The sequence below is a fragment of the Pseudomonas sp. CLCA07 genome (assembly GCF_053615335.1).
In genome coordinates, this window is sequence record NZ_CM132131.1 from 2401128 (window position 1) to 2420142 (window position 19015).

The window sequence follows — 19015 nt, forward strand, 5'->3', positions numbered from 1 at the left end:
TTTGGACAAGATCCTGATTCGTGGGGCCCGGACCCACAACCTGAAGAACATCGACCTGACCCTGCCACGGGACAAGCTGATCGTCATCACCGGCCTGTCCGGGTCGGGCAAATCGTCCCTGGCATTCGACACGCTGTACGCCGAAGGCCAGCGCCGCTACGTCGAATCGTTGTCGGCCTACGCCCGGCAGTTTTTGTCGATGATGGAAAAACCTGACGTCGACACCATCGAAGGTTTGTCGCCGGCCATTTCCATCGAACAGAAGTCGACCTCGCACAATCCGCGCTCGACAGTCGGCACCATCACCGAAATCTACGATTACCTGCGATTGCTGTATGCACGCGTGGGTATTCCGCGCTGCCCGGATCACGATATTCCGCTGGAAGCGCAGACCGTCAGCCAGATGGTCGACCTGGTCCTCGCCCAACCGGAAGGCAGCAAACTGATGCTGCTGGCGCCGGTGATCCGCGAGCGCAAAGGCGAACATCTGTCGGTATTCGAAGAATTGCGCGCGCAAGGTTTTGTGCGGGCGCGAGTCAACGGCCGGCTCTGCGAGCTGGACGAGTTGCCGAAGCTGGATAAACAGAAGAAGCACACGATCGATGTCGTGGTCGATCGCTTCAAGGTTCGCGCCGACCTGCAACAGCGTCTGGCCGAGTCGTTCGAGACCGCGCTGAAGCTGGCTGACGGCATTGCGCTGGTTGCACCGATGGACGACGAGCCGGGTGAGGAGATGATTTTCTCCGCCCGCTTCGCTTGCCCGATCTGCGGCCATGCCATCAGTGAACTGGAACCCAAGCTCTTCTCTTTCAACAACCCGGCCGGCGCGTGCCCGACTTGCGATGGCCTGGGCGTGAAGCAGTTTTTCGACGTCAAGCGCCTGGTGAACGGCGAACTGACACTGGCCGAGGGCGCGATTCGTGGCTGGGACAGGCGCAACGTCTATTACTTCCAGATGCTCGGGTCGTTGGCGTCGCACTACAAATTCAGCCTTGAAGTACCGTTCAACCAACTGCCGGCCGATCAGCAGAAATTCATCCTGCATGGCAGCGGCTCGCAGAACGTCGATTTCAAATACCTGAACGACCGTGGCGACATTGTTAAACGCTCACACCCGTTCGAAGGCATCGTGCCGAACCTTGAGCGCCGCTATCGCGAAACCGAGTCCGCTTCGGTGCGTGAAGAGCTGGCCAAGTTCCTCAGCACTCAGCCATGCCCGGATTGCCGCGGCACGCGCCTGCGTCGCGAGGCGCGGCACGTTTGGGTGGGTGAGAAGACGCTGCCGGCAGTGACAAATCTGCCGATTGGCGACGCCTGTGAATACTTCGGCGTGCTGAAGCTGACTGGCCGTCGCGGCGAAATCGCCGACAAGATCCTCAAGGAAATCCGCGAGCGCCTGCAGTTCCTGGTCAACGTGGGTCTCGACTATCTTTCGCTGGATCGTAGTGCCGATACCTTGTCTGGTGGAGAGGCTCAACGGATTCGTCTGGCCAGCCAGATCGGTGCCGGCCTGGTGGGGGTTCTGTACATCCTCGACGAACCGTCGATTGGTCTGCACCAACGGGATAACGACCGGTTGCTCGGCACGCTCAAGCACCTGCGCGATATCGGCAACACAGTGATAGTGGTCGAGCACGACGAAGACGCGATTCGCCTGGCGGACTACGTTGTGGATATCGGTCCGGGCGCTGGCATACACGGCGGGCATATAGTTGCCGAAGGTACACCGGCCGAGGTCATGGCTCACCCTGACTCGTTGACCGGCAAGTACCTGTCGGGTCGGGTGAAGATCGCCGTTCCGGCCAATCGCACACCGCGCAACAAGAAGTTGTCGCTGTCGCTGAAGGGTGCTCGCGGTAACAACTTGCGCAATGTCGACCTGGACATTCCGATCGGTCTGCTGACCTGCGTGACCGGCGTATCCGGCTCCGGCAAGTCGACGCTGATCAACAATACGCTGTTTCCTTTGAGCGCTACGGCCCTCAACGGCGCTACGACGCTGGAAGCTGCCGCGCACGACAGCATCAAGGGCCTGGAGCATCTGGACAAGGTCGTCGACATCGACCAAAGCCCTATCGGCCGAACGCCACGCTCCAACCCCGCCACCTATACCGGGCTGTTCACACCGATTCGCGAGCTGTTCGCCGGCGTACCGGAATCTCGCTCACGCGGTTACGGCCCGGGACGCTTCTCCTTCAACGTAAAGGGTGGACGTTGCGAGGCCTGCCAGGGCGACGGTTTGATCAAGGTGGAAATGCACTTCCTGCCCGACATCTATGTCCCGTGCGACGTCTGCAAGAGCAAGCGCTACAACCGCGAAACCCTTGAGATCAAGTACAAGGGCAAGAGCATCCATGAAACCCTCGAGATGACCATCGAGGAAGCCCGGGTGTTCTTCGACGCAGTTCCGGCACTGGCGCGCAAGCTTCAGACGCTGATGGATGTGGGCCTGTCTTACATCAAGCTGGGGCAATCGGCGACCACGCTGTCCGGTGGTGAGGCGCAGCGGGTCAAGCTGTCCCGCGAATTGTCCAAGCGCGATACCGGCAAGACGCTGTACATCCTCGACGAGCCAACCACCGGCCTGCACTTCGCGGACATCCAGCAACTGCTCGATGTACTGCATCGACTGCGTGACCACGGCAACACCGTGGTGGTAATCGAGCATAACCTCGACGTGATCAAGACCGCTGACTGGTTGGTGGACTTGGGTCCGGAAGGCGGTTCCAAGGGCGGGCAGATCATTGCCGTCGGTACTCCGGAAGAAGTGTCCGAGATGAAGCAGTCTCACACCGGCTTCTACCTCAAGCCGCTGCTGGAGCGCGATCGGGCCTGAATCCGGCTATAAAAAAAGCCCCTGTCACTTGCTCAGTGACAGGGGCTTTTTGTATCGGTGCAATCAGGCGTGGGATTGCAGGTAGTTCTCGAGACCGATCAACTTGATCAGACCCATCTGCTTTTCAAGCCAGTAGGTGTGGTCTTCTTCGGTGTCATGCAATTGAACCCGCAGCATCTCGCGGCTGACATAGTCCTTGTGCTGCTCGCAGAGCTTGATGCCCTTGCAGAGCGCGGCGCGGACTTTGTATTCCAGTCGCAGGTCGGCGGCGAGCATGTCCGGCACGGTGGTGCCGACATCAAGGTCGTCCGGACGCATGCGAGGCGCCCCTTCGAGCATCAGAATCCGGCGCATCAGGGCATCAGCATGCCCGGCCTCTTCTTCCATCTCGTGGTTGATACGTTCGTAGAGCTTGGTGAAACCCCAGTCCTCATACATCCGCGAATGGACGAAATATTGATCACGCGCCGCCAGTTCGCCGGTCAGCAACGTGTTGAGGTAATCGATTACGTCTGGGTGGCCTTGCATCGCCCTACATCTCCCTGCTTGAAAGTCTGTAGTTTGGACCAAGGCGACCGTTTGGTCACTTCGTTTGCGCGATAAAAGCGAAGATATTCTGAGAAAAGTAGTTTAAATAACGCAAAAACCGCCCAAACAAGGGCGGTTCTGCTTCTCATTTAGACTTCGTTAAGCTGTACGTTGAGTAGCTTTGCGATTGCTTCTCCATACGCCGGATCGGCTTTGTAGAAATGCTGCAATTGGCGGTCAACCACATCGCTGGAAACCCCGGCCATTGCGGCGGCAATGTTGCTGACCAGCAGCGCTTTCTGCTCGTCGCTCATCAAACGGAACAACGCACCGGCGTGGCTGTAGTAATCGGTATCTTCGCGGTGATCGTAGCGATCAGCCGCACCGCTCAACGCCAATGGCGGCTCAGCATAACGAGGCGCTTGCTTCGGCGATTCGACGTAGCTATTCGGCTCATAGTTAGGTGCCGCACCGCCGTTGCTGCCAAATGCCATCGACCCATCACGCTGGTAGCTGTTCACCGGGCTGCGAGGCGCATTCACCGGCAGTTGCTGGTGATTGGTGCCAATGCGATAGCGGTGAGCATCCGCGTAAGCGAATACACGACCTTGGAGCATGCGGTCAGGTGACAAACCAACGCCTGGCACCATATTGCTCGGACCGAACGCCGCCTGCTCGACTTCAGCAAAGTAGTTCAGCGGATTGCGATTGAGCTCCAGATCACCGACTTCGATCAGCGGAAACTCTTTCTGTGACCAGGTTTTTGTCACATCGAACGGGTTCTCGTAGTGCACCGCGGCTTGAGCCTCGGTCATGATCTGGATGCAAACGCGCCATTTCGGGAAGTCACCGCGTTCGATAGCGCCGAACAAGTCGCGCTGTGCGTAATCCGGATCGGTGCCTGCCAGGCGCGCTGCTTCTGCCGGCGCGAGGTTCTTGATCCCTTGTTGGGTCTTGTAGTGCCACTTCACCCAGTGCCGCTCGCCATTGGCGTTGATCAGGCTGTAGGTGTGGCTACCGAAGCCGTGCATGTGACGGTAGCCGTCAGGAATGCCTCGATCCGAGAACAGGATGGTGACCTGGTGCAGCGCCTCAGGCGAATGCGACCAGAAGTCCCACATCATCTGCGCGCTTTTCAGATTGCTTTGCGGCAGGCGTTTTTGAGTGTGAATGAAGTCCGGAAATTTCAAAGGATCGCGAATGAAGAACACCGGCGTGTTGTTACCAACGATGTCCCAATTGCCTTCCTCGGTATAGAACTTCAGGGCGAAGCCACGCGGATCGCGTTCGGTATCGGCCGAACCGCGCTCACCGCCGACGGTGGAAAACCCCAGGAACGTTGGGGTTTGCTTGCCGACAGACTCGAACAGTTTGGCGCTGGTGTACTCGGTGATGTCACGCGTGACGGTGAACGTACCGTAGGCACCCGAACCCTTGGCGTGCACACGGCGCTCCGGGATGTTTTCACGATTGAAGTGGGCAAGCTTCTCGATCAGGTGAAAGTCGTCGAGCAGCAGTGGGCCACGCGGGCCGGCGGAGCGGGAATTCTGGTTATCGGCGACAGGAGCGCCACTGGCGGTGGTAAGCGTTTTACTTTGGCTCATGCGATCTCTTCCTTTGTCAGTATTTCACTGCCGGCTAATCGGCTGACAAGGAGTATTGATCACCAACGTCACACCTACAAATTCATTAACCTTTGATAACCGATAGAAAATTACTAACGTGCACGGCACTTTTCGACCGCCCACAAAAAACCGGGCACAAGGCCCGGTTCTTCGTTTCAGACTGACGTCTTACTCAGCGGATACAGCTTCACCGCCGGTAGCACGATCAACCAACTCGACGTACGCCATAGGCGCGTTGTCGCCAGTGCGGAAGCCGCACTTGAGGATGCGCAGGTAGCCACCCTCACGGGTAGCGTAACGCTTGCCCAGGTCGTTGAAGAGCTTACCAACGATAGCTTTCGAACGAGTACGGTCGAAAGCCAGACGGCGGTTAGCCAGGCTGTCTGTCTTGGCCAAAGTGATCAGCGGCTCAGCAACGCGACGCAGTTCTTTAGCTTTCGGCAGTGTAGTTTTGATCAGCTCGTGCTCGAACAGCGACACTGCCATGTTTTGAAACATGGCCTTGCGGTGCGAGCTAGTGCGGCTCAGGTGACGACCACTTTTACGATGACGCATGGTTCATTCCTTACCAAACACGACGTTCGGTGATTACGACGATCAGGCAGTCGCCTTGTCGTCCTTCTTAAGACTTGCAGGCGGCCAGTTGTCGAGGCGCATGCCGAGGGACAGACCGCGGGAGGCCAGAACGTCCTTGATTTCAGTCAAGGATTTCTTGCCAAGGTTCGGAGTCTTCAACAGCTCTACTTCGGTACGCTGAATCAGGTCACCGATGTAGTAGATGTTTTCCGCCTTAAGGCAGTTAGCCGAACGTACAGTCAGTTCCAGATCGTCAACCGGGCGAAGCAGGATCGGATCGATCTCGTCTTCCTGCTCGACAACCACTGGTTCACTGTCACCTTTGAGATCGACGAACGCAGCCAACTGCTGTTGCAGAATGGTTGCAGCGCGGCGGATAGCCTCTTCAGGATCCAGAGTACCGTTGGTTTCCAGATCAATAACCAGCTTGTCCAGGTTAGTACGCTGCTCGACACGGGCGTTTTCCACCACGTATGCGATACGGCGAACCGGGCTGAACGAAGAGTCAAGCTGCAAGCGACCGATGCTGCGGCTTTCGTCTTCATCGCTCTGACGCGAGTCTGCCGGTTCATAACCACGACCACGAGCTACGGTGAGCTTCATGTTCAGGGCGCCGTTAGACGCCAGGTTAGCGATTACGTGATCGGGGTTAACGATCTCGACATCATGATCCAGCTGAATATCGGCAGCGGTAACCACCCCCGAACCCTTCTTCGACAAGGTCAGCGTAACTTCGTCACGACCGTGCAGCTTGATAGCCAGACCTTTAAGGTTCAACAGGATTTCAATTACGTCTTCCTGTACGCCTTCGATGGCGCTGTACTCATGGAGTACACCGTCAATCTCGGCCTCGACTACTGCACAGCCGGGCATTGAGGACAACAGGATGCGGCGCAGCGCGTTGCCCAGGGTGTGGCCGAAACCACGCTCGAGAGGCTCGAGAGTGATCTTGGCGCGGGTTGGACTGACAACCTGCACATCAATGTGGCGGGGTGTCAGGAACTCATTTACCGAAATCTGCATGGATGCACCTATTTTCTAGCCCTTACTTGGAGTAGAGCTCGACAATCAGGCTTTCGTTGATGTCGGCGGACAGATCACTGCGAGCTGGAACGTTCTTGAAAACGCCCGACTTCTTCTCAGTGTCTACTTCTACCCATTCTACGCGGCCACGTTGGGCACACAGATCGAGAGCTTGGACAATGCGAAGTTGGTTCTTTGCTTTCTCGCGAATCGCGACCACGTCACCAGCACGAACCTGGTAAGACGGTACGTTTACGGTCTGACCGTTAACGCTGACGGATTTGTGCGATACCAGCTGACGGGACTCGGCACGAGTAGAGCCAAAACCCATACGGTATACAACGTTGTCCAGACGGCATTCGAGCAGTTGCAGCAGGTTTTCACCGGTTGCACCTTTCTTGCCAGCAGCTTCTTTGTAGTAGCCGCTGAATTGACGCTCGAGAACGCCGTAGATACGACGGACCTTCTGCTTTTCACGCAGTTGGGTGCCGTAATCGGACTGGCGACCGCGGCGTTGGCCGTGGATACCAGGTGCTGCTTCAATGTTGCACTTCGATTCGATCGCGCGCACGCCGCTCTTCAAAAAGAGATCGGTGCCTTCGCGACGAGCGAGTTTGCATTTTGGACCAATGTAACGAGCCATTCTTTACAATCTCCTGGATTACACGCGGCGCTTCTTCGGCGGACGGCACCCGTTGTGCGGGATTGGCGTCACGTCGGTGATGCTGGCGATCTTGTAGCCACAGCCGTTCAAAGCGCGGACTGCAGATTCACGACCTGGGCCTGGACCTTTGACGTTAACGTCGAGGTTTTTCAGACCGTATTCCAGCGCAGCTTGACCAGCACGTTCAGCAGCTACTTGAGCAGCAAACGGGGTGGACTTGCGGGAACCGCGGAAACCCGAACCACCGGAGGTAGCCCAGGAAAGAGCGTTGCCTTGACGGTCGGTGATGGTCACGATTGTGTTGTTAAAAGATGCATGGATGTGGGCGATGCCATCAACCACTGTCTTTTTAACTTTTTTACGAGGACGAGCAGCAGGTTTAGCCATGATTAATTTCCTGTCGATTCGCTGGGGCGATTACTTGCGGATCGGCTTACGCGGACCTTTACGGGTACGCGCGTTAGTCTTGGTACGCTGACCGCGCACTGGAAGACCACGACGATGACGCAGACCGCGATAGCAACCGAGGTCCATCAAACGCTTGATTTTCATGTTGATTTCGCGACGCAGGTCACCTTCAGTGGTGAACTTCGCCACTTCGCCACGCAGCTGTTCAATCTGCTCGTCGCTCAGATCTTTGATCTTTGCGGCTGGGTTTACCCCAGTCACTGCACAGATCTTCTGTGCAGTAGTGCGACCAACACCATAGATGTAGGTCAGCGAGATAACAGTATGCTTGTTATCTGGAATGTTAACGCCTGCAATACGGGCCATTCAGTGGGACTCCAATTGACAGCTACCTACGCCCCGGAAGCCAAGAAATAGGGCGCGAGATAATATCGCTGTAATAACAAATAATCAACCCGGTAGCGCACTAGCTACCGGGCTTGAAGCACAATCACACTCAGCCTTGGCGCTGTTTGTGACGCGGTTCCGCGCTGCAAATTACTCGAACAACACCTTCGCGGCGAATAATTTTGCAGTTACGGCACAGCTTTTTCACCGATGCACGAACTTTCATCACCAACTCCTCGAACCTTATGGGTACTCAGCGCAACATGCCGCTGCCGTAACCCTTCAGGTTGGCTTTCTTCATCAGGGATTCGTACTGGTGCGAAACGAGGTGCGATTGTACTTGGGACATGAAGTCCATCACAACCACGACGACGATCAGCAACGAGGTCCCGCCAAGGTAGAACGGTACGTTTGCTGCAACCACCAGGAACTGGGGCAACAAGCACACGGCCGTCATGTAAAGAGCACCGAACATGGTCAAGCGAGTCAGAACGCCATCAATGTAGCGCGCAGACTGCTCACCTGGACGGATGCCCGGAATAAAGGCACCGGACTTCTTCAGGTTTTCCGCTACGTCTTTCGGATTGAACATCAACGCCGTATAGAAGAAGCAGAAGAAAATAATCCCTGCACTAAACAGCAGAATATTCAACGGCTGACCAGGAGCGATCGACTGCGAGATGTCCTGCAACCAGCCCATACCTTCAGACTGACCGAACCAGGCACCCAACGAAGCCGGGAACAGCAAAATGCTGCTCGCGAAAATGGCCGGAATAACACCGGCCATGTTCACCTTCAGCGGCAAGTGGCTAGTCTGCGCAGCAAAAACCTTGCGGCCCTGCTGACGCTTGGCGTAGTGAACAGCAATACGACGCTGACCACGCTCAATGAACACCACGAAACCGATAATCGCTACTGCCAGCAAACCGATGGCAACCAGGGCGAAGATGTTGATATCACCCTGACGTGCAGACTCGAAAGACTGCCCGATCGCTCTCGGAAGACCGGCGACGATACCCGAAAAAATCAACATCGAGATACCGTTGCCAACACCACGCTCAGTAATCTGCTCACCCAGCCACATCATGAACATCGCACCAGCCACAAAAGTGGTTACCGCGACGAAATGGAAGCCAAAGTCACCAGTGAACGCAACGCCCTGCCCCGCCAGACCAATGGACATGCCAATAGCCTGAACGAGAGCGAGGACGACAGTGCCGTAGCGGGTGTACTGGCTGATCTTGCGACGGCCAGCTTCACCTTCCTTCTTCAACTGCTCCAGCTGCGGGCTGACGGCGGTCATCAGCTGCATGATGATCGATGCCGAAATGTACGGCATGATCCCCAGTGCAAAGATGCTCATCCGCTCCAGCGCGCCGCCGGAAAACATGTTGAACAAGCTAAGAATGGTCCCCTCATTCTGTCGAAACAGGTCCGCGAGTCGGTCCGGGTTGATACCTGGAACCGGGATGTGTGCGCCTATTCGGTAGACGATAATCGCCAGGAACAGAAAACGCAGACGAGCCCAGAGTTCAGACATACCGCCTTTGCCGAGCGCAGAGAGAGCACCTTGCTTAGCCATTTATTCCTCGAACTTGCCGCCAGCTGCTTCGATAGCCGCACGCGCACCTTTGGTGGCGCCGATTCCCTTTCCGATGGTGACAGCGCGAGCAACTTCGCCGGACAGCATGATTTTCACACGCTGTACGTTGACGTTGATCACGTTGGCATCTTTCAGGGACTGCACGGTGACGATGTCGCCTTCCACTTTAGCCAGCTCGGACAGACGCACTTCTGCGCGGTCCATGGCTTTCAGGGAAACGAAACCGAACTTCGGCAGGCGACGATGCAGCGGCTGTTGACCGCCTTCAAAGCCTGGAGCAATGGTGCCACCGGAGCGGGAGGACTGACCTTTGTGGCCACGGCCACCGGTCTTGCCCAAACCACTACCGATACCACGGCCCGGACGATGCTTTTCGCGACGGGAACCCGGCGCTGGACTCAGATCATTGAGTTTCATCGATTAACCCTCGACACGCAGCATGTAGTAAGCCTTGTTGATCATCCCGCGATTCTCGGGAGTATCAAGTACTTCTACAGTGTGACCGATGCGACGCAGACCCAGACCCTTAACGCACAGTTTGTGGTTAGGGATACGGCCGGTCATGCTTTTGATCAGCGTAACTTTAACGGTAGCCATGATCAGAAGATCTCCTTGACGCTTTTGCCACGCTTGGCGGCAATGGATTCAGGAGACTGCATAGCTTTCAAACCTTTGAAAGTGGCGTGAACCACGTTTACCGGGTTAGTCGAGCCGTAGCACTTGGCCAGAACGTTCTGAACGCCAGCAACTTCGAGGACAGCACGCATAGCGCCGCCAGCGATGATACCGGTACCTTCAGAAGCAGGCTGCATGTACACCTTCGAAGCGCCGTGACCGGACTTCATTGCGTACTGCAGAGTGGTGCCGTTCAGATCAACTTGGATCATGTTGCGACGAGCAGCTTCCATTGCCTTCTGGATCGCAGCAGGCACTTCACGTGACTTGCCACGGCCGAAGCCAACACGCCCTTTACCATCACCAACCACGGTCAACGCGGTGAAAGTGAAGATACGGCCGCCTTTAACGGTTTTGGCTACGCGGTTAACTTGAACCAGCTTCTCAATGTAGCCTTCGTCGCGCTTTTGGTCGTTATTTGACATAACTTAGAACTCCAGCCCAGCTTCACGAGCAGCATCAGCCAGCGCCTTGACGCGGCCGTGATACTTGAAGCCAGAGCGGTCGAAAGCCACCTGCGAGACGCCAGCGGCTTTAGCACGCGTAGCGACCAGCTGGCCAACCTTAGTGGCCGCGTCGATGTTGCCAGTGGCGCCATCACGCAGTTCTTTATCCAAAGTCGAGGCAGATGCCAGGACTTTGTTGCCGTCGGCCGAAATGACCTGGGCGTAGATGTGCTGCGACGAGCGGAACACGCAGAGACGCACGACTTCGAGTTCGTGCATTTTCAGGCGTGCTTTGCGAGCGCGACGCAGTCGAGTAACTTTTTTGTCGGTCATTTGCTATGCCCTACTTCTTCTTGGCTTCTTTACGACGGACGACTTCGTCCGCGTAGCGCACACCTTTGCCTTTGTACGGCTCTGGTGGACGGAAGTCGCGGATCTCGGCGGCCACTTGACCTACCAGCTGCTTATCGATACCCCGAATCAGGATGTCGGTTTGGCTAGGAGTCTCAGCGGTGATGCCTTCCGGCAGTTCATAATCCACTGGGTGCGAGAAGCCAAGAGCCAGGTTCAGCACTGTGCCTTTTGCTTGCGCTTTGTAACCAACACCGACCAGCTGGAGCTTGCGCTCGAAGCCTTGGCTTACGCCTTGGACCATGTTGTTTACCAACGCACGAGTGGTACCAGCCATTGCGCGAGTTTGTTGATCGCCATTGCGAGCAGCGAAACGCAGCTCACCAGCTTCTTCAACGATCTCAACGGACGAATGGATGTTCAGTTCGAGAGTGCCCTTGGCACCCTTCACCGAAAGCTGTTGGCCTGCGAATTTTACTTCGACACCGGCTGGCAGCTTAACGGGGTTCTTAGCGACGCGTGACATGCTTATCCCCCCTTAGAACACAGTGCAAAGAACTTCGCCGCCGACACCGGCAGCGCGCGCAGCACGATCCGTCATCACACCCTTGTTGGTGGAGACGATAGACACACCGAGACCGCCACGAACTTTTGGCAGATCATCGACGGACTTGTACTGACGCAGGCCTGGACGGCTAACGCGCTTCACTTCCTCGATGACCGGACGGCCTTCGAAGTACTTCAGCTCGATGGACAGCAGTGGTTTGATTTCGCTGCTGATCTGATAACCCGCAATGTAACCTTCGTCCTTCAGGACTTTGGCAACAGCTACCTTCAAAGTAGAAGATGGCATGCTTACGACGGACTTTTCAGCCATCTGGGCATTACGGATTCGAGTTAGCATGTCCGCTAACGGGTCCTGCATACTCATGGGCTAGACGCTCCTAATACAAAAAAATTAGCCTTGCGGCTACTACTTGTCGCCGAGCTCATCCATGCGGAAAAAGCACGGGCTCAGGCGAGCCGGGTATTCTAGACACACCCCACAAATGAATCAAGCCCCAAAAGGGGCTTGATTCAAGTTCAAGGTCACCGATGGTCAGGATCTTGCGATCCCGAGCACCGAGACTTTGATAGTGCTTACCAGCTGGCTTTAACCAGACCAGGTACGTCACCACGCATTGCAGCTTCACGCAGTTTGTTACGGCCGAGGCCGAACTTGCGGTAAACGCCGTGTGGACGACCGGTCAGGCGGCAGCGGTTACGCATGCGCGAAGCGCTTGCGTCACGTGGCTGCTTCTGCAGAGCTACTGTAGCTTCCCAACGCGCTTCTGGACTTGCGTTCAGATCAACGATGATTGCTTTCAGTGCTGCACGCTTTTTGGCGTACTTGGCAACCGTGAGCTGACGCTTCAGCTCGCGGTTTTTCATGCTCATCTTGGCCATTTTCCTACTCCAATCAGTTGCGGAACGGGAATTTGAAAGCACGCAGCAGCGCGCGACCTTCATCATCGTTCTTGGCAGTGGTGGTCAGGGTAATGTCCAGACCGCGGAGAGCATCGATCTTGTCGTAGTCGATTTCCGGGAAGATGATCTGCTCTTTAACGCCCATGCTGTAGTTACCACGACCATCGAAGGACTTGGCATTCAGGCCGCGGAAGTCGCGAACCCGAGGCAGGGAGATCGACAGCAGACGATCCAGGAACTCGTACATACGCTCACGGCGCAGAGTCACTTTGACGCCGATCGGCCAACCTTCACGGACTTTAAAGCCAGCGATGGATTTCCGAGCGTAGGTCACAACGACTTTCTGGCCGGTGATCTTTTCCAGGTCGGCAACCGCGTGCTCGATGACTTTTTTGTCACCGACCGCTTCGCCCAGACCCATGTTCAGGGTGATCTTTGTAACGCGTGGAACTTCCATCACGTTCGAAAGCTTAAGTTCTTCCTTAAGCTTCGGTGCGATTTCCTTCCAGTAAATCTCTTTTAGTCGTGCCATGGTCTTCTACCTAGCAGTGTTCAAGCATCAACCGCTTTTTGGGTCGACTTGAAGACACGAATTTTCTTGCCGTCTTCTACTTTGAAACCAACGCGGTCAGCCTTGTTGGTTTCGCCGTTGAAAATGGCGACGTTAGAAGCGTCCAGCGGAGCTTCTTTTTCGACGATACCGCCTTGTACGCCCGACATCGGGTTAGGCTTGGTATGACGCTTAACCAGGTTCAGACCACCAATAACCAGACGGTTATTAGCGAGAACCTTAAGCACCTTACCGCGCTTACCTTTGTCTTTGCCGGCGATCACGATGATCTCGTCGTCACGACGAATCTTTTGCATGTCGGATCTCCTTACAGCACTTCTGGGGCGAGCGAGACGATCTTCATGAACTTCTCAGTACGAAGTTCACGGGTCACTGGCCCAAAGATACGGGTGCCGATCGGCTCTTGCTTGTTGTTCAGAAGAACAGCAGCGTTGCCATCAAAGCGGATAATGGAGCCATCAGCACGACGTACGCCGTGACGAGTGCGGACTACAACAGCAGTCATCACTTGGCCTTTTTTCACTTTACCGCGAGGAATTGCTTCCTTCACGGTAACTTTGATGATGTCACCGATACCAGCGTAACGACGATGGGAGCCACCCAGCACCTTGATGCACATAACGCGGCGTGCGCCGCTGTTATCGGCCACATCGAGCATGGATTGAGTCTGAATCATATAATTTCTCCGACCCCTAGTCCTTAGACTTCCACAGCGCGTTCGAGAACATCAACCAGCGCCCAAGACTTGGTCTTGGCCAAAGGACGAGTTTCACGAATAGTGACTTTGTCGCCGATGTGGCACTGATTGGTTTCGTCGTGCGCGTGCAGCTTAGTCGAACGCTTAACGTATTTACCGTAGATCGGGTGCTTTACGCGACGCTCGATCAGAACGGTGATGGTCTTGTCCATTTTGTCGCTGACAACACGGCCAGTCAGCGTACGGACGGTTTTTTCGGCTTCAGCCATGATTACTTACCTGCCTGCTGTTTGAGCACAGTCTTCACGCGAGCGATGTCACGCTTAACTTGCCGGAGCAGGTGAGACTGCCCCAACTGGCCAGTTGCTTTCTGCATCCGCAGATTGAACTGGTCGCGCAGCAGGCCGAGCAGTTGCTCGTTAAGCTGCGGCGCGTCTTTTTCACGAAGTTCATTCGCTTTCATCACATCACCGTCCGTTTAACAAAAGCGGTGGCGAGCGGCAGCTTTGCAGCAGCCAGGGCAAAAGCCTCACGCGCCAGCTCTTCAGAAACGCCCTCGATTTCATACAGGACTTTGCCTGGCTGAATCTGGGCAACCCAGTACTCCACACTACCCTTACCTTTACCCATCCGAACTTCGAGTGGCTTTTTGGAAATAGGCTTGTCCGGGAATACACGGATCCAGATCTTGCCGCCACGTTTAACGTGACGGGTCAGTGCACGACGCGCTGACTCGATCTGACGAGCGGTGAGACGACCACGAGCTACAGACTTCAGCGCGAACTCGCCGAAGCTGACTTTGCTACCGCGCTGAGCCAGACCACGGTTGTGGCCTGTCATCTGCTTGCGGAACTTCGTACGCTTTGGTTGCAACATTTGGCGTACCCCTTACTTAGCAGCTTTTTTACGAGGCGCTGGTGCTTGTGGTTTCAGTTCTTCTTGGCGACCACCAATTACTTCGCCCTTGAAGATCCAAACCTTTACACCGATCACACCGTAAGTGGTGTGAGCTTCGTAGTTGGCATAGTCGATGTCGGCACGCAGGGTGTGCAGTGGCACACGACCTTCGCGATACCATTCAGTACGTGCGATTTCAGCACCGCCGAGACGACCGCTCACTTGGATTTTGATGCCTTTGGCACCAATGCGCATGGCGTTCTGAACAGCGCGCTTCATAGCGCGACGGAACATTACGCGACGCTCCAGCTGCTGAGCTACGCTCTGCGCAACCAGCATACCGTCGAGCTCCGGCTTGCGGATCTCTTCGATATTGATGTGCACAGGCACACCCATTTGCTTGGTCAGGTCCTGACGCAGTTTCTCAACATCTTCACCTTTCTTCCCGATAACGATACCTGGACGAGCGGTGTGGATGGTGATACGTGCAGTCTGAGCCGGACGATGGATATCGATACGGCTTACGGACGCGCTTTTTAGTTTGTCTTGGAGATACTCACGCACCTTCAGATCAGCGAACAAATAGTCCGCATAAGTCCGACCGTCTGCGTACCAGACGGAGGTGTGCTCCTTGACGATTCCCAGGCGAATGCCAATGGGATGTACTTTCTGACCCATCTCTTCGACTCCGTTACTTGTCAGCAACCTTGACAGTGATATGGCAAGACCGCTTGACGATGCGATCAGCACGGCCTTTGGCACGTGGCATGATGCGCTTCAGCGAACGCCCTTCGTTGACGAAAACGGTGCTGACTTTAAGGTCATCAACGTCTGCGCCTTCGTTATGCTCGGCGTTGGCTACGGCCGACTCCAGCACTTTCTTCATGATCTCGGCGGCTTTCTTACTGCTGAAAGCCAACAAGTTGAGCGCTTCGCCCACCTTCTTCCCGCGGATCTGGTCGGCGACCAAGCGGGCTTTCTGGGCGGAGATTCGAGCGCCCGACAACTTAGCGGCTACTTCCATTTCCTAACCCCTTAACGCTTGGCTTTCTTGTCTGCCACGTGCCCACGATAAGTGCGGGTACCGGCGAACTCGCCCAGTTTGTGGCCGACCATGTCTTCGTTAACGAGAACTGGGACGTGTTGACGACCGTTGTGTACTGCGATGGTCAAACCGACCATTTGTGGCAGGATCATCGAACGACGCGACCAGGTTTTCACCGGTTTGCGATCATTCTTTTCCGCCGCCACTTCGATCTTCTTCAGTAGGTGAAGATCGATAAAAGGACCTTTTTTCAGAGAACGTGGCACTGTCGTATCCCTCTATTTACTTGCGACGACGGACGATCATTTTGTCGGTACGCTTATTACCACGAGTCTTCGCGCCCTTAGTCGGGAAGCCCCATGGCGATACCGGATGACGACCACCAGAGGTACGACCTTCACCACCACCATGTGGGTGGTCAACCGGGTTCATGGCAACACCACGAACGGTTGGGCGAACGCCACGCCAGCGTTTGGCACCAGCTTTACCCAGCGAACGCAGGCTGTGCTCGGAGTTCGAGACTTCGCCCAGGGTCGCGCGGCATTCAGCCAGCACTTTACGCATCTCACCAGAACGCAGACGCAGGGTCACGTAGACACCTTCACGAGCGATCAGCTGAGCCGAAGCACCAGCGGAACGAGCGATTTGCGCGCCTTTACCTGGCTTCAATTCGATGCCGTGTACGGTGCTACCAACTGGAATGTTACGCAGTTGCAGAGCGTTGCCCGGCTTGATCGGTGCCAGAGCACCTGCGATCAGCTGGTCACCAGCACTCACGCCTTTAGGGGCGATGATGTAGCGACGCTCGCCATCTGCGTACAGCAGCAGAGCGATGTGAGCAGTACGGTTTGGATCGTATTCAATACGCTCGACAGTGGCAGAGATGCCATCTTTGTCGTTGCGACGGAAATCGACCAGACGATAATGCTGCTTATGGCCACCACCGATGTGACGAGTGGTAATGCGACCATTGTTGTTACGACCACCAGTCTTCGATTTTTTCTCGAGCAGCGGTGCGTGAGGAGCGCCTTTATGCAGCTCCTGGTTGACCACCTTGACCACAAAACGGCGGCCAGGGGAAGTCGGTTTGCATTTAACGATTGCCATGATGCACCCCTTCCTTACTCAGCACTGCTGCTGAAATCGAGATCTTGGCCTGGCTGAAGGGAGATAACTGCCTTCTTCCAGTCATTACGCTTGCCCAGACCGCGAGCAGTGCGCTTGCTCTTACCCAGAACATTCAGGGTAGTAACACGCTCTACTTTCACGCTGAACAGGCTTTCGACGGCCTTCTTGATTTCCAGCTTGGTTGCGTCAGTTGCAACCTTGAAAACGAACTGGCCTTTCTTGTCAGCCAGAACCGTAGCCTTCTCGGAAACGTGCGGGCCAAGCAGAACTTTAAATACGCGTTCCTGGTTCATCCCAGCAGCTCCTCGAATTTCTTCACGGCCGACACGGTGATCAACACCTTGTCGTATGCGATCAGACTAACTGGATCGGAACCTTGCACGTCACGTACATCAACGTGTGGCAGGTTACGAGCAGCCAGGTACAGGTTCTGATCAACGACTTCAGACACGATCAAGACGTCAGTCAAGCCCATGCCAGTCAGTTTGTTCAGCAGATCTTTGGTCTTCGGTGCATCAACAGCGAAGTCCTGAACCACAACCAGACGATCAGTACGCACCAGCTCAGCAAGGATGGAACGCATTGCTGCGCGATACATCTTCTTGTTCAGCTTCTGGGTGTGATCCTGAGGACGAGCTGCGAAAGTGGTACCGCCGCCACGCCAGATTGGGCTACGGATAGTACCGGCACGAGCACGGCCAGTACCTTTCTGACGCCATGGGCGCTTACCGCCACCACGAACGTCGGAACGGGTCTTTTGCTGCTTGGAACCCTGACGGCCGCCGGCCATGTAGGCCACGACTGCTTGGTGAACCAGCGTCTCGTTGAATTCGCCGCCAAATGTCAGTTCGGAAACTTCGATCGCTTGAGCGTCATTTACATTTAATTGCATGTCAGCTTCCCCTTAACCGCGAGCCTTGGCTGCTGGACGTACAACCAAGTTGCCGCCAGTAGCGCCAGGAACAGCGCCCTTGACCAACAACAGATTGCGTTCAGCGTCCACGCGCACTACTTCGAGGGACTGCACGGTCACGCGCTCAGCGCCCATATGACCGGACATTTTTTTGCCCTTGAATACACGACCAGGAGTCTGGCACTGGCCGATAGAGCCTGGAACGCGGTGGGACACGGAGTTACCGTGGGTATTATCTTGCCCGCGGAAATTCCAACGCTTGATCGTACCCTGGAAGCCTTTACCCTTGGACTGACCGGTTACATCAACCAGTTGACCAGCAGCGAAGATTTCAGCGTTGATCAGATCGCCGGCCTGGTACTCGCCTTCTTCAAGACGGAATTCCATTACGGTACGACCAGCGGCAACGTTCGCTTTAGCGAAGTGGCCAGCTTGAGCAGCTGTAACACGCGAAGCACGACGCTCGCCTACAGTGACTTGCACTGCACGGTAGCCATCGGTCTCTTCAGTTTTGAACTGGGTGACGCGATTCGGTTCGATCTCAATGACCGTGACCGGAATGGAGACACCTTCTTCGGTGAAAATACGGGTCATACCGCATTTACGACCGACTACACCAATAGTCATGTTGTAAACCTCATGAGTGTACGGGGCTTTCACCCGCTATGGCCGCCCATTTCAGAGCGTTACACGACTAAGACCGAGTCTTAGCCGAGGCTGATCTGCACTTCCACACCGGCCGCAAGATCAAGCTTCATAAGAGCATCAACGGTTTTATCCGTTGGCTGGACGATGTCCAGAACGCGCTTATGAGTACGGATCTCGTACTGGTCACGCGCGTCTTTGTTGACGTGCGGGGAGACCAGAACGGTGAACCGCTCTTTACGGGTAGGCAGTGGAATTGGACCACGCACTTGAGCACCAGTACGTTTCGCGGTTTCCACGATTTCCTGGGTGGATTGGTCGATCAGGCGATGGTCAAAAGCCTTCAACCTGATACGGATTTGCTGATTTTGCATTGGATTTCAGACTCCGGCTGCTATTCCCACCGAGCGCAATACGCCCGTTAAAAGGAGGCGCAATTCTATAGACGCCCCAGATAGGTGTCAACCCAATAAAAAAGCCCCCGCTGAGCGGGGGCTTTTTCAAGTCATCAAAGCTTACTCAAAAAGAGC

Annotated in this window: 31 protein-coding genes; 1 reads left to right on the top strand and 30 read right to left on the bottom strand. The window is 55.5% G+C overall.

Going from position 1 to position 19015, the window contains the following annotated elements; all coding sequences use genetic code 11:
- The first annotated feature begins 1 nt into the window (after position 1).
- Positions 2-2836, top strand: a complete 2835-nt coding sequence (uvrA, locus tag ACWGZX_RS11055) for an excinuclease ABC subunit UvrA (RefSeq protein ID WP_452628338.1) — start codon at positions 2-4, stop codon at positions 2834-2836.
- A gap of 63 nt (positions 2837-2899) precedes the next feature.
- On the opposite strand, the gene bfr is transcribed toward uvrA, so the two are convergent.
- The 30 genes from bfr to rpsJ form a co-directional block, all read right to left on the bottom strand.
- On the bottom strand, positions 2900-3364 hold the full coding sequence (gene bfr / locus ACWGZX_RS11060; protein ID WP_452628339.1) for a bacterioferritin: 465 nt from the start codon (positions 3362-3364) through the stop codon (positions 2900-2902).
- A gap of 149 nt (positions 3365-3513) precedes the next feature.
- Positions 3514-4968, bottom strand: coding sequence for a catalase (locus tag ACWGZX_RS11065; protein WP_452628340.1), 1455 nt, complete (start codon positions 4966-4968; stop codon positions 3514-3516).
- Between the two features lie 189 nt (positions 4969-5157).
- Positions 5158-5544, bottom strand: a complete 387-nt coding sequence (gene rplQ / locus ACWGZX_RS11070; RefSeq protein WP_007943777.1) for a 50S ribosomal protein L17 — start codon at positions 5542-5544, stop codon at positions 5158-5160.
- A gap of 42 nt (positions 5545-5586) precedes the next feature.
- Positions 5587-6588 carry a DNA-directed RNA polymerase subunit alpha gene (locus tag ACWGZX_RS11075; protein ID WP_003186012.1) on the bottom strand — a complete coding sequence of 334 codons (1002 nt, stop codon included), beginning with the start codon at positions 6586-6588 and terminating at the stop codon, positions 5587-5589.
- 22 nt (positions 6589-6610) lie between these two features.
- Positions 6611-7231, bottom strand: a complete 621-nt coding sequence (gene rpsD / locus ACWGZX_RS11080; protein ID WP_003210056.1) for a 30S ribosomal protein S4 — start codon at positions 7229-7231, stop codon at positions 6611-6613.
- Positions 7232-7249: 18 nt separating this feature from the next.
- Positions 7250-7639: a 30S ribosomal protein S11 gene (gene rpsK, locus ACWGZX_RS11085; RefSeq protein WP_002555466.1), complete on the bottom strand. Its 390-nt coding sequence runs from the start codon at positions 7637-7639 to the stop codon at positions 7250-7252.
- A gap of 30 nt (positions 7640-7669) precedes the next feature.
- Complete coding sequence (gene rpsM / locus ACWGZX_RS11090; protein WP_003186020.1) at positions 7670-8026, bottom strand: 30S ribosomal protein S13; 357 nt, start codon at positions 8024-8026, stop codon at positions 7670-7672.
- 130 nt (positions 8027-8156) lie between these two features.
- A complete protein-coding gene (rpmJ, locus tag ACWGZX_RS11095) occupies positions 8157-8273 on the bottom strand; it encodes a 50S ribosomal protein L36 (protein WP_002555468.1) in 117 nt (38 codons plus the stop codon).
- 27 nt (positions 8274-8300) lie between these two features.
- The gene (gene secY, locus ACWGZX_RS11100; RefSeq protein WP_042610655.1) at positions 8301-9629 is read right to left on the bottom strand and encodes a preprotein translocase subunit SecY; all 1329 of its coding nucleotides are present in this window, start codon (positions 9627-9629) and stop codon (positions 8301-8303) included.
- Positions 9630-10067, bottom strand: coding sequence for a 50S ribosomal protein L15 (gene rplO / locus ACWGZX_RS11105; RefSeq protein WP_134103401.1), 438 nt, complete (start codon positions 10065-10067; stop codon positions 9630-9632).
- A 3-nt stretch (positions 10068-10070) separates the two neighbouring features.
- On the bottom strand, positions 10071-10247 hold the full coding sequence (gene rpmD, locus ACWGZX_RS11110; RefSeq protein WP_003186033.1) for a 50S ribosomal protein L30: 177 nt from the start codon (positions 10245-10247) through the stop codon (positions 10071-10073).
- 2 nt (positions 10248-10249) lie between these two features.
- A complete protein-coding gene (rpsE, locus tag ACWGZX_RS11115) occupies positions 10250-10750 on the bottom strand; it encodes a 30S ribosomal protein S5 (RefSeq protein WP_007943782.1) in 501 nt (166 codons plus the stop codon).
- Positions 10751-10753: 3 nt separating this feature from the next.
- A complete protein-coding gene (rplR, locus tag ACWGZX_RS11120; RefSeq protein ID WP_003186037.1) occupies positions 10754-11104 on the bottom strand; it encodes a 50S ribosomal protein L18 in 351 nt (116 codons plus the stop codon).
- Between the two features lie 10 nt (positions 11105-11114).
- Positions 11115-11648 carry a 50S ribosomal protein L6 gene (rplF, locus tag ACWGZX_RS11125; RefSeq protein ID WP_007896774.1) on the bottom strand — a complete coding sequence of 178 codons (534 nt, stop codon included), beginning with the start codon at positions 11646-11648 and terminating at the stop codon, positions 11115-11117.
- A 12-nt stretch (positions 11649-11660) separates the two neighbouring features.
- Positions 11661-12053, bottom strand: a complete 393-nt coding sequence (gene rpsH / locus ACWGZX_RS11130) for a 30S ribosomal protein S8 (RefSeq protein ID WP_003186040.1) — start codon at positions 12051-12053, stop codon at positions 11661-11663.
- A gap of 209 nt (positions 12054-12262) precedes the next feature.
- Positions 12263-12568 carry a 30S ribosomal protein S14 gene (gene rpsN / locus ACWGZX_RS11135; RefSeq protein ID WP_003176414.1) on the bottom strand — a complete coding sequence of 102 codons (306 nt, stop codon included), beginning with the start codon at positions 12566-12568 and terminating at the stop codon, positions 12263-12265.
- Positions 12569-12581: 13 nt separating this feature from the next.
- On the bottom strand, positions 12582-13121 hold the full coding sequence (rplE, locus tag ACWGZX_RS11140; RefSeq protein ID WP_003176415.1) for a 50S ribosomal protein L5: 540 nt from the start codon (positions 13119-13121) through the stop codon (positions 12582-12584).
- Between the two features lie 20 nt (positions 13122-13141).
- Complete coding sequence (gene rplX / locus ACWGZX_RS11145) at positions 13142-13456, bottom strand: 50S ribosomal protein L24 (protein ID WP_003176416.1); 315 nt, start codon at positions 13454-13456, stop codon at positions 13142-13144.
- Positions 13457-13467: 11 nt separating this feature from the next.
- Positions 13468-13836 (bottom strand): 50S ribosomal protein L14, encoded by a 369-nt coding sequence (gene rplN, locus ACWGZX_RS11150; RefSeq protein ID WP_002555479.1) that lies wholly within the window; start codon positions 13834-13836, stop codon positions 13468-13470.
- A 23-nt stretch (positions 13837-13859) separates the two neighbouring features.
- A complete protein-coding gene (gene rpsQ / locus ACWGZX_RS11155; RefSeq protein WP_003176419.1) occupies positions 13860-14126 on the bottom strand; it encodes a 30S ribosomal protein S17 in 267 nt (88 codons plus the stop codon).
- 2 nt (positions 14127-14128) lie between these two features.
- The gene (gene rpmC, locus ACWGZX_RS11160) at positions 14129-14320 is read right to left on the bottom strand and encodes a 50S ribosomal protein L29 (protein WP_008030901.1); all 192 of its coding nucleotides are present in this window, start codon (positions 14318-14320) and stop codon (positions 14129-14131) included.
- Complete coding sequence (gene rplP / locus ACWGZX_RS11165; RefSeq protein ID WP_007896757.1) at positions 14320-14733, bottom strand: 50S ribosomal protein L16; 414 nt, start codon at positions 14731-14733, stop codon at positions 14320-14322. The genes rpmC and rplP overlap by 1 nt, the downstream gene beginning before the upstream one ends.
- Positions 14734-14745: 12 nt before the next feature.
- Positions 14746-15432 (bottom strand): 30S ribosomal protein S3, encoded by a 687-nt coding sequence (gene rpsC, locus ACWGZX_RS11170; protein ID WP_003176422.1) that lies wholly within the window; start codon positions 15430-15432, stop codon positions 14746-14748.
- 13 nt (positions 15433-15445) lie between these two features.
- Positions 15446-15778, bottom strand: coding sequence for a 50S ribosomal protein L22 (rplV, locus tag ACWGZX_RS11175; protein ID WP_003103908.1), 333 nt, complete (start codon positions 15776-15778; stop codon positions 15446-15448).
- Between the two features lie 11 nt (positions 15779-15789).
- Positions 15790-16065, bottom strand: a complete 276-nt coding sequence (rpsS, locus tag ACWGZX_RS11180) for a 30S ribosomal protein S19 (RefSeq protein WP_002555486.1) — start codon at positions 16063-16065, stop codon at positions 15790-15792.
- A 16-nt stretch (positions 16066-16081) separates the two neighbouring features.
- Complete coding sequence (gene rplB / locus ACWGZX_RS11185; protein ID WP_003176423.1) at positions 16082-16906, bottom strand: 50S ribosomal protein L2; 825 nt, start codon at positions 16904-16906, stop codon at positions 16082-16084.
- 14 nt (positions 16907-16920) lie between these two features.
- The gene (rplW, locus tag ACWGZX_RS11190; RefSeq protein WP_002555488.1) at positions 16921-17220 is read right to left on the bottom strand and encodes a 50S ribosomal protein L23; all 300 of its coding nucleotides are present in this window, start codon (positions 17218-17220) and stop codon (positions 16921-16923) included.
- Positions 17217-17819 (bottom strand): 50S ribosomal protein L4, encoded by a 603-nt coding sequence (rplD, locus tag ACWGZX_RS11195; RefSeq protein ID WP_007896707.1) that lies wholly within the window; start codon positions 17817-17819, stop codon positions 17217-17219. The genes rplW and rplD overlap by 4 nt, the downstream gene beginning before the upstream one ends.
- Before the next feature lie 12 nt (positions 17820-17831).
- On the bottom strand, positions 17832-18467 hold the full coding sequence (rplC, locus tag ACWGZX_RS11200) for a 50S ribosomal protein L3 (RefSeq protein WP_003186059.1): 636 nt from the start codon (positions 18465-18467) through the stop codon (positions 17832-17834).
- Positions 18468-18547: 80 nt separating this feature from the next.
- Positions 18548-18859 (bottom strand): 30S ribosomal protein S10, encoded by a 312-nt coding sequence (gene rpsJ, locus ACWGZX_RS11205; RefSeq protein WP_003186070.1) that lies wholly within the window; start codon positions 18857-18859, stop codon positions 18548-18550.
- Positions 18860-19015 lie beyond the last annotated feature (156 nt).

Bases quoted from the DNA above. Each gene is read 5' to 3' on its own strand.
- bfr (WP_452628339.1), bottom strand. From the start codon at position 3,364: ATGCAAGGCCACCCAGACGTAATCGATTACCTCAACACGTTGCTGACC.
- ACWGZX_RS11065 (WP_452628340.1), bottom strand. From the start codon at position 4,968: ATGAGCCAAAGTAAAACGCTTACCACCGCCAGTGGCGCTCCTGTCGCC.
- rplQ (WP_007943777.1), bottom strand. From the start codon at position 5,544: ATGCGTCATCGTAAAAGTGGTCGTCACCTGAGCCGCACTAGCTCGCAC.
- ACWGZX_RS11075 (WP_003186012.1), bottom strand. From the start codon at position 6,588: ATGCAGATTTCGGTAAATGAGTTCCTGACACCCCGCCACATTGATGTG.
- rpsD (WP_003210056.1), bottom strand. From the start codon at position 7,231: ATGGCTCGTTACATTGGTCCAAAATGCAAACTCGCTCGTCGCGAAGGC.
- rpsK (WP_002555466.1), bottom strand. From the start codon at position 7,639: ATGGCTAAACCTGCTGCTCGTCCTCGTAAAAAAGTTAAAAAGACAGTG.
- rpsM (WP_003186020.1), bottom strand. From the start codon at position 8,026: ATGGCCCGTATTGCAGGCGTTAACATTCCAGATAACAAGCATACTGTT.
- rpmJ (WP_002555468.1), bottom strand. From the start codon at position 8,273: ATGAAAGTTCGTGCATCGGTGAAAAAGCTGTGCCGTAACTGCAAAATT.
- secY (WP_042610655.1), bottom strand. From the start codon at position 9,629: ATGGCTAAGCAAGGTGCTCTCTCTGCGCTCGGCAAAGGCGGTATGTCT.
- rplO (WP_134103401.1), bottom strand. From the start codon at position 10,067: ATGAAACTCAATGATCTGAGTCCAGCGCCGGGTTCCCGTCGCGAAAAG.
- rpmD (WP_003186033.1), bottom strand. From the start codon at position 10,247: ATGGCTACCGTTAAAGTTACGCTGATCAAAAGCATGACCGGCCGTATC.
- rpsE (WP_007943782.1), bottom strand. From the start codon at position 10,750: ATGTCAAATAACGACCAAAAGCGCGACGAAGGCTACATTGAGAAGCTG.
- rplR (WP_003186037.1), bottom strand. From the start codon at position 11,104: ATGACCGACAAAAAAGTTACTCGACTGCGTCGCGCTCGCAAAGCACGC.
- rplF (WP_007896774.1), bottom strand. From the start codon at position 11,648: ATGTCACGCGTCGCTAAGAACCCCGTTAAGCTGCCAGCCGGTGTCGAA.
- rpsH (WP_003186040.1), bottom strand. From the start codon at position 12,053: ATGAGTATGCAGGACCCGTTAGCGGACATGCTAACTCGAATCCGTAAT.
- rpsN (WP_003176414.1), bottom strand. From the start codon at position 12,568: ATGGCCAAGATGAGCATGAAAAACCGCGAGCTGAAGCGTCAGCTCACG.
- rplE (WP_003176415.1), bottom strand. From the start codon at position 13,121: ATGGCACGACTAAAAGAGATTTACTGGAAGGAAATCGCACCGAAGCTT.
- rplX (WP_003176416.1), bottom strand. From the start codon at position 13,456: ATGCAAAAGATTCGTCGTGACGACGAGATCATCGTGATCGCCGGCAAA.
- rplN (WP_002555479.1), bottom strand. From the start codon at position 13,836: ATGATTCAGACTCAATCCATGCTCGATGTGGCCGATAACAGCGGCGCA.
- rpsQ (WP_003176419.1), bottom strand. From the start codon at position 14,126: ATGGCTGAAGCCGAAAAAACCGTCCGTACGCTGACTGGCCGTGTTGTC.
- rpmC (WP_008030901.1), bottom strand. From the start codon at position 14,320: ATGAAAGCGAATGAACTTCGTGAAAAAGACGCGCCGCAGCTTAACGAG.
- rplP (WP_007896757.1), bottom strand. From the start codon at position 14,733: ATGTTGCAACCAAAGCGTACGAAGTTCCGCAAGCAGATGACAGGCCAC.
- rpsC (WP_003176422.1), bottom strand. From the start codon at position 15,432: ATGGGTCAGAAAGTACATCCCATTGGCATTCGCCTGGGAATCGTCAAG.
- rplV (WP_003103908.1), bottom strand. From the start codon at position 15,778: ATGGAAGTAGCCGCTAAGTTGTCGGGCGCTCGAATCTCCGCCCAGAAA.
- rplB (WP_003176423.1), bottom strand. From the start codon at position 16,906: ATGGCAATCGTTAAATGCAAACCGACTTCCCCTGGCCGCCGTTTTGTG.
- rplW (WP_002555488.1), bottom strand. From the start codon at position 17,220: ATGAACCAGGAACGCGTATTTAAAGTTCTGCTTGGCCCGCACGTTTCC.
- rplD (WP_007896707.1), bottom strand. From the start codon at position 17,819: ATGCAATTAAATGTAAATGACGCTCAAGCGATCGAAGTTTCCGAACTG.
- rplC (WP_003186059.1), bottom strand. From the start codon at position 18,467: ATGACTATTGGTGTAGTCGGTCGTAAATGCGGTATGACCCGTATTTTC.
- rpsJ (WP_003186070.1), bottom strand. From the start codon at position 18,859: ATGCAAAATCAGCAAATCCGTATCAGGTTGAAGGCTTTTGACCATCGC.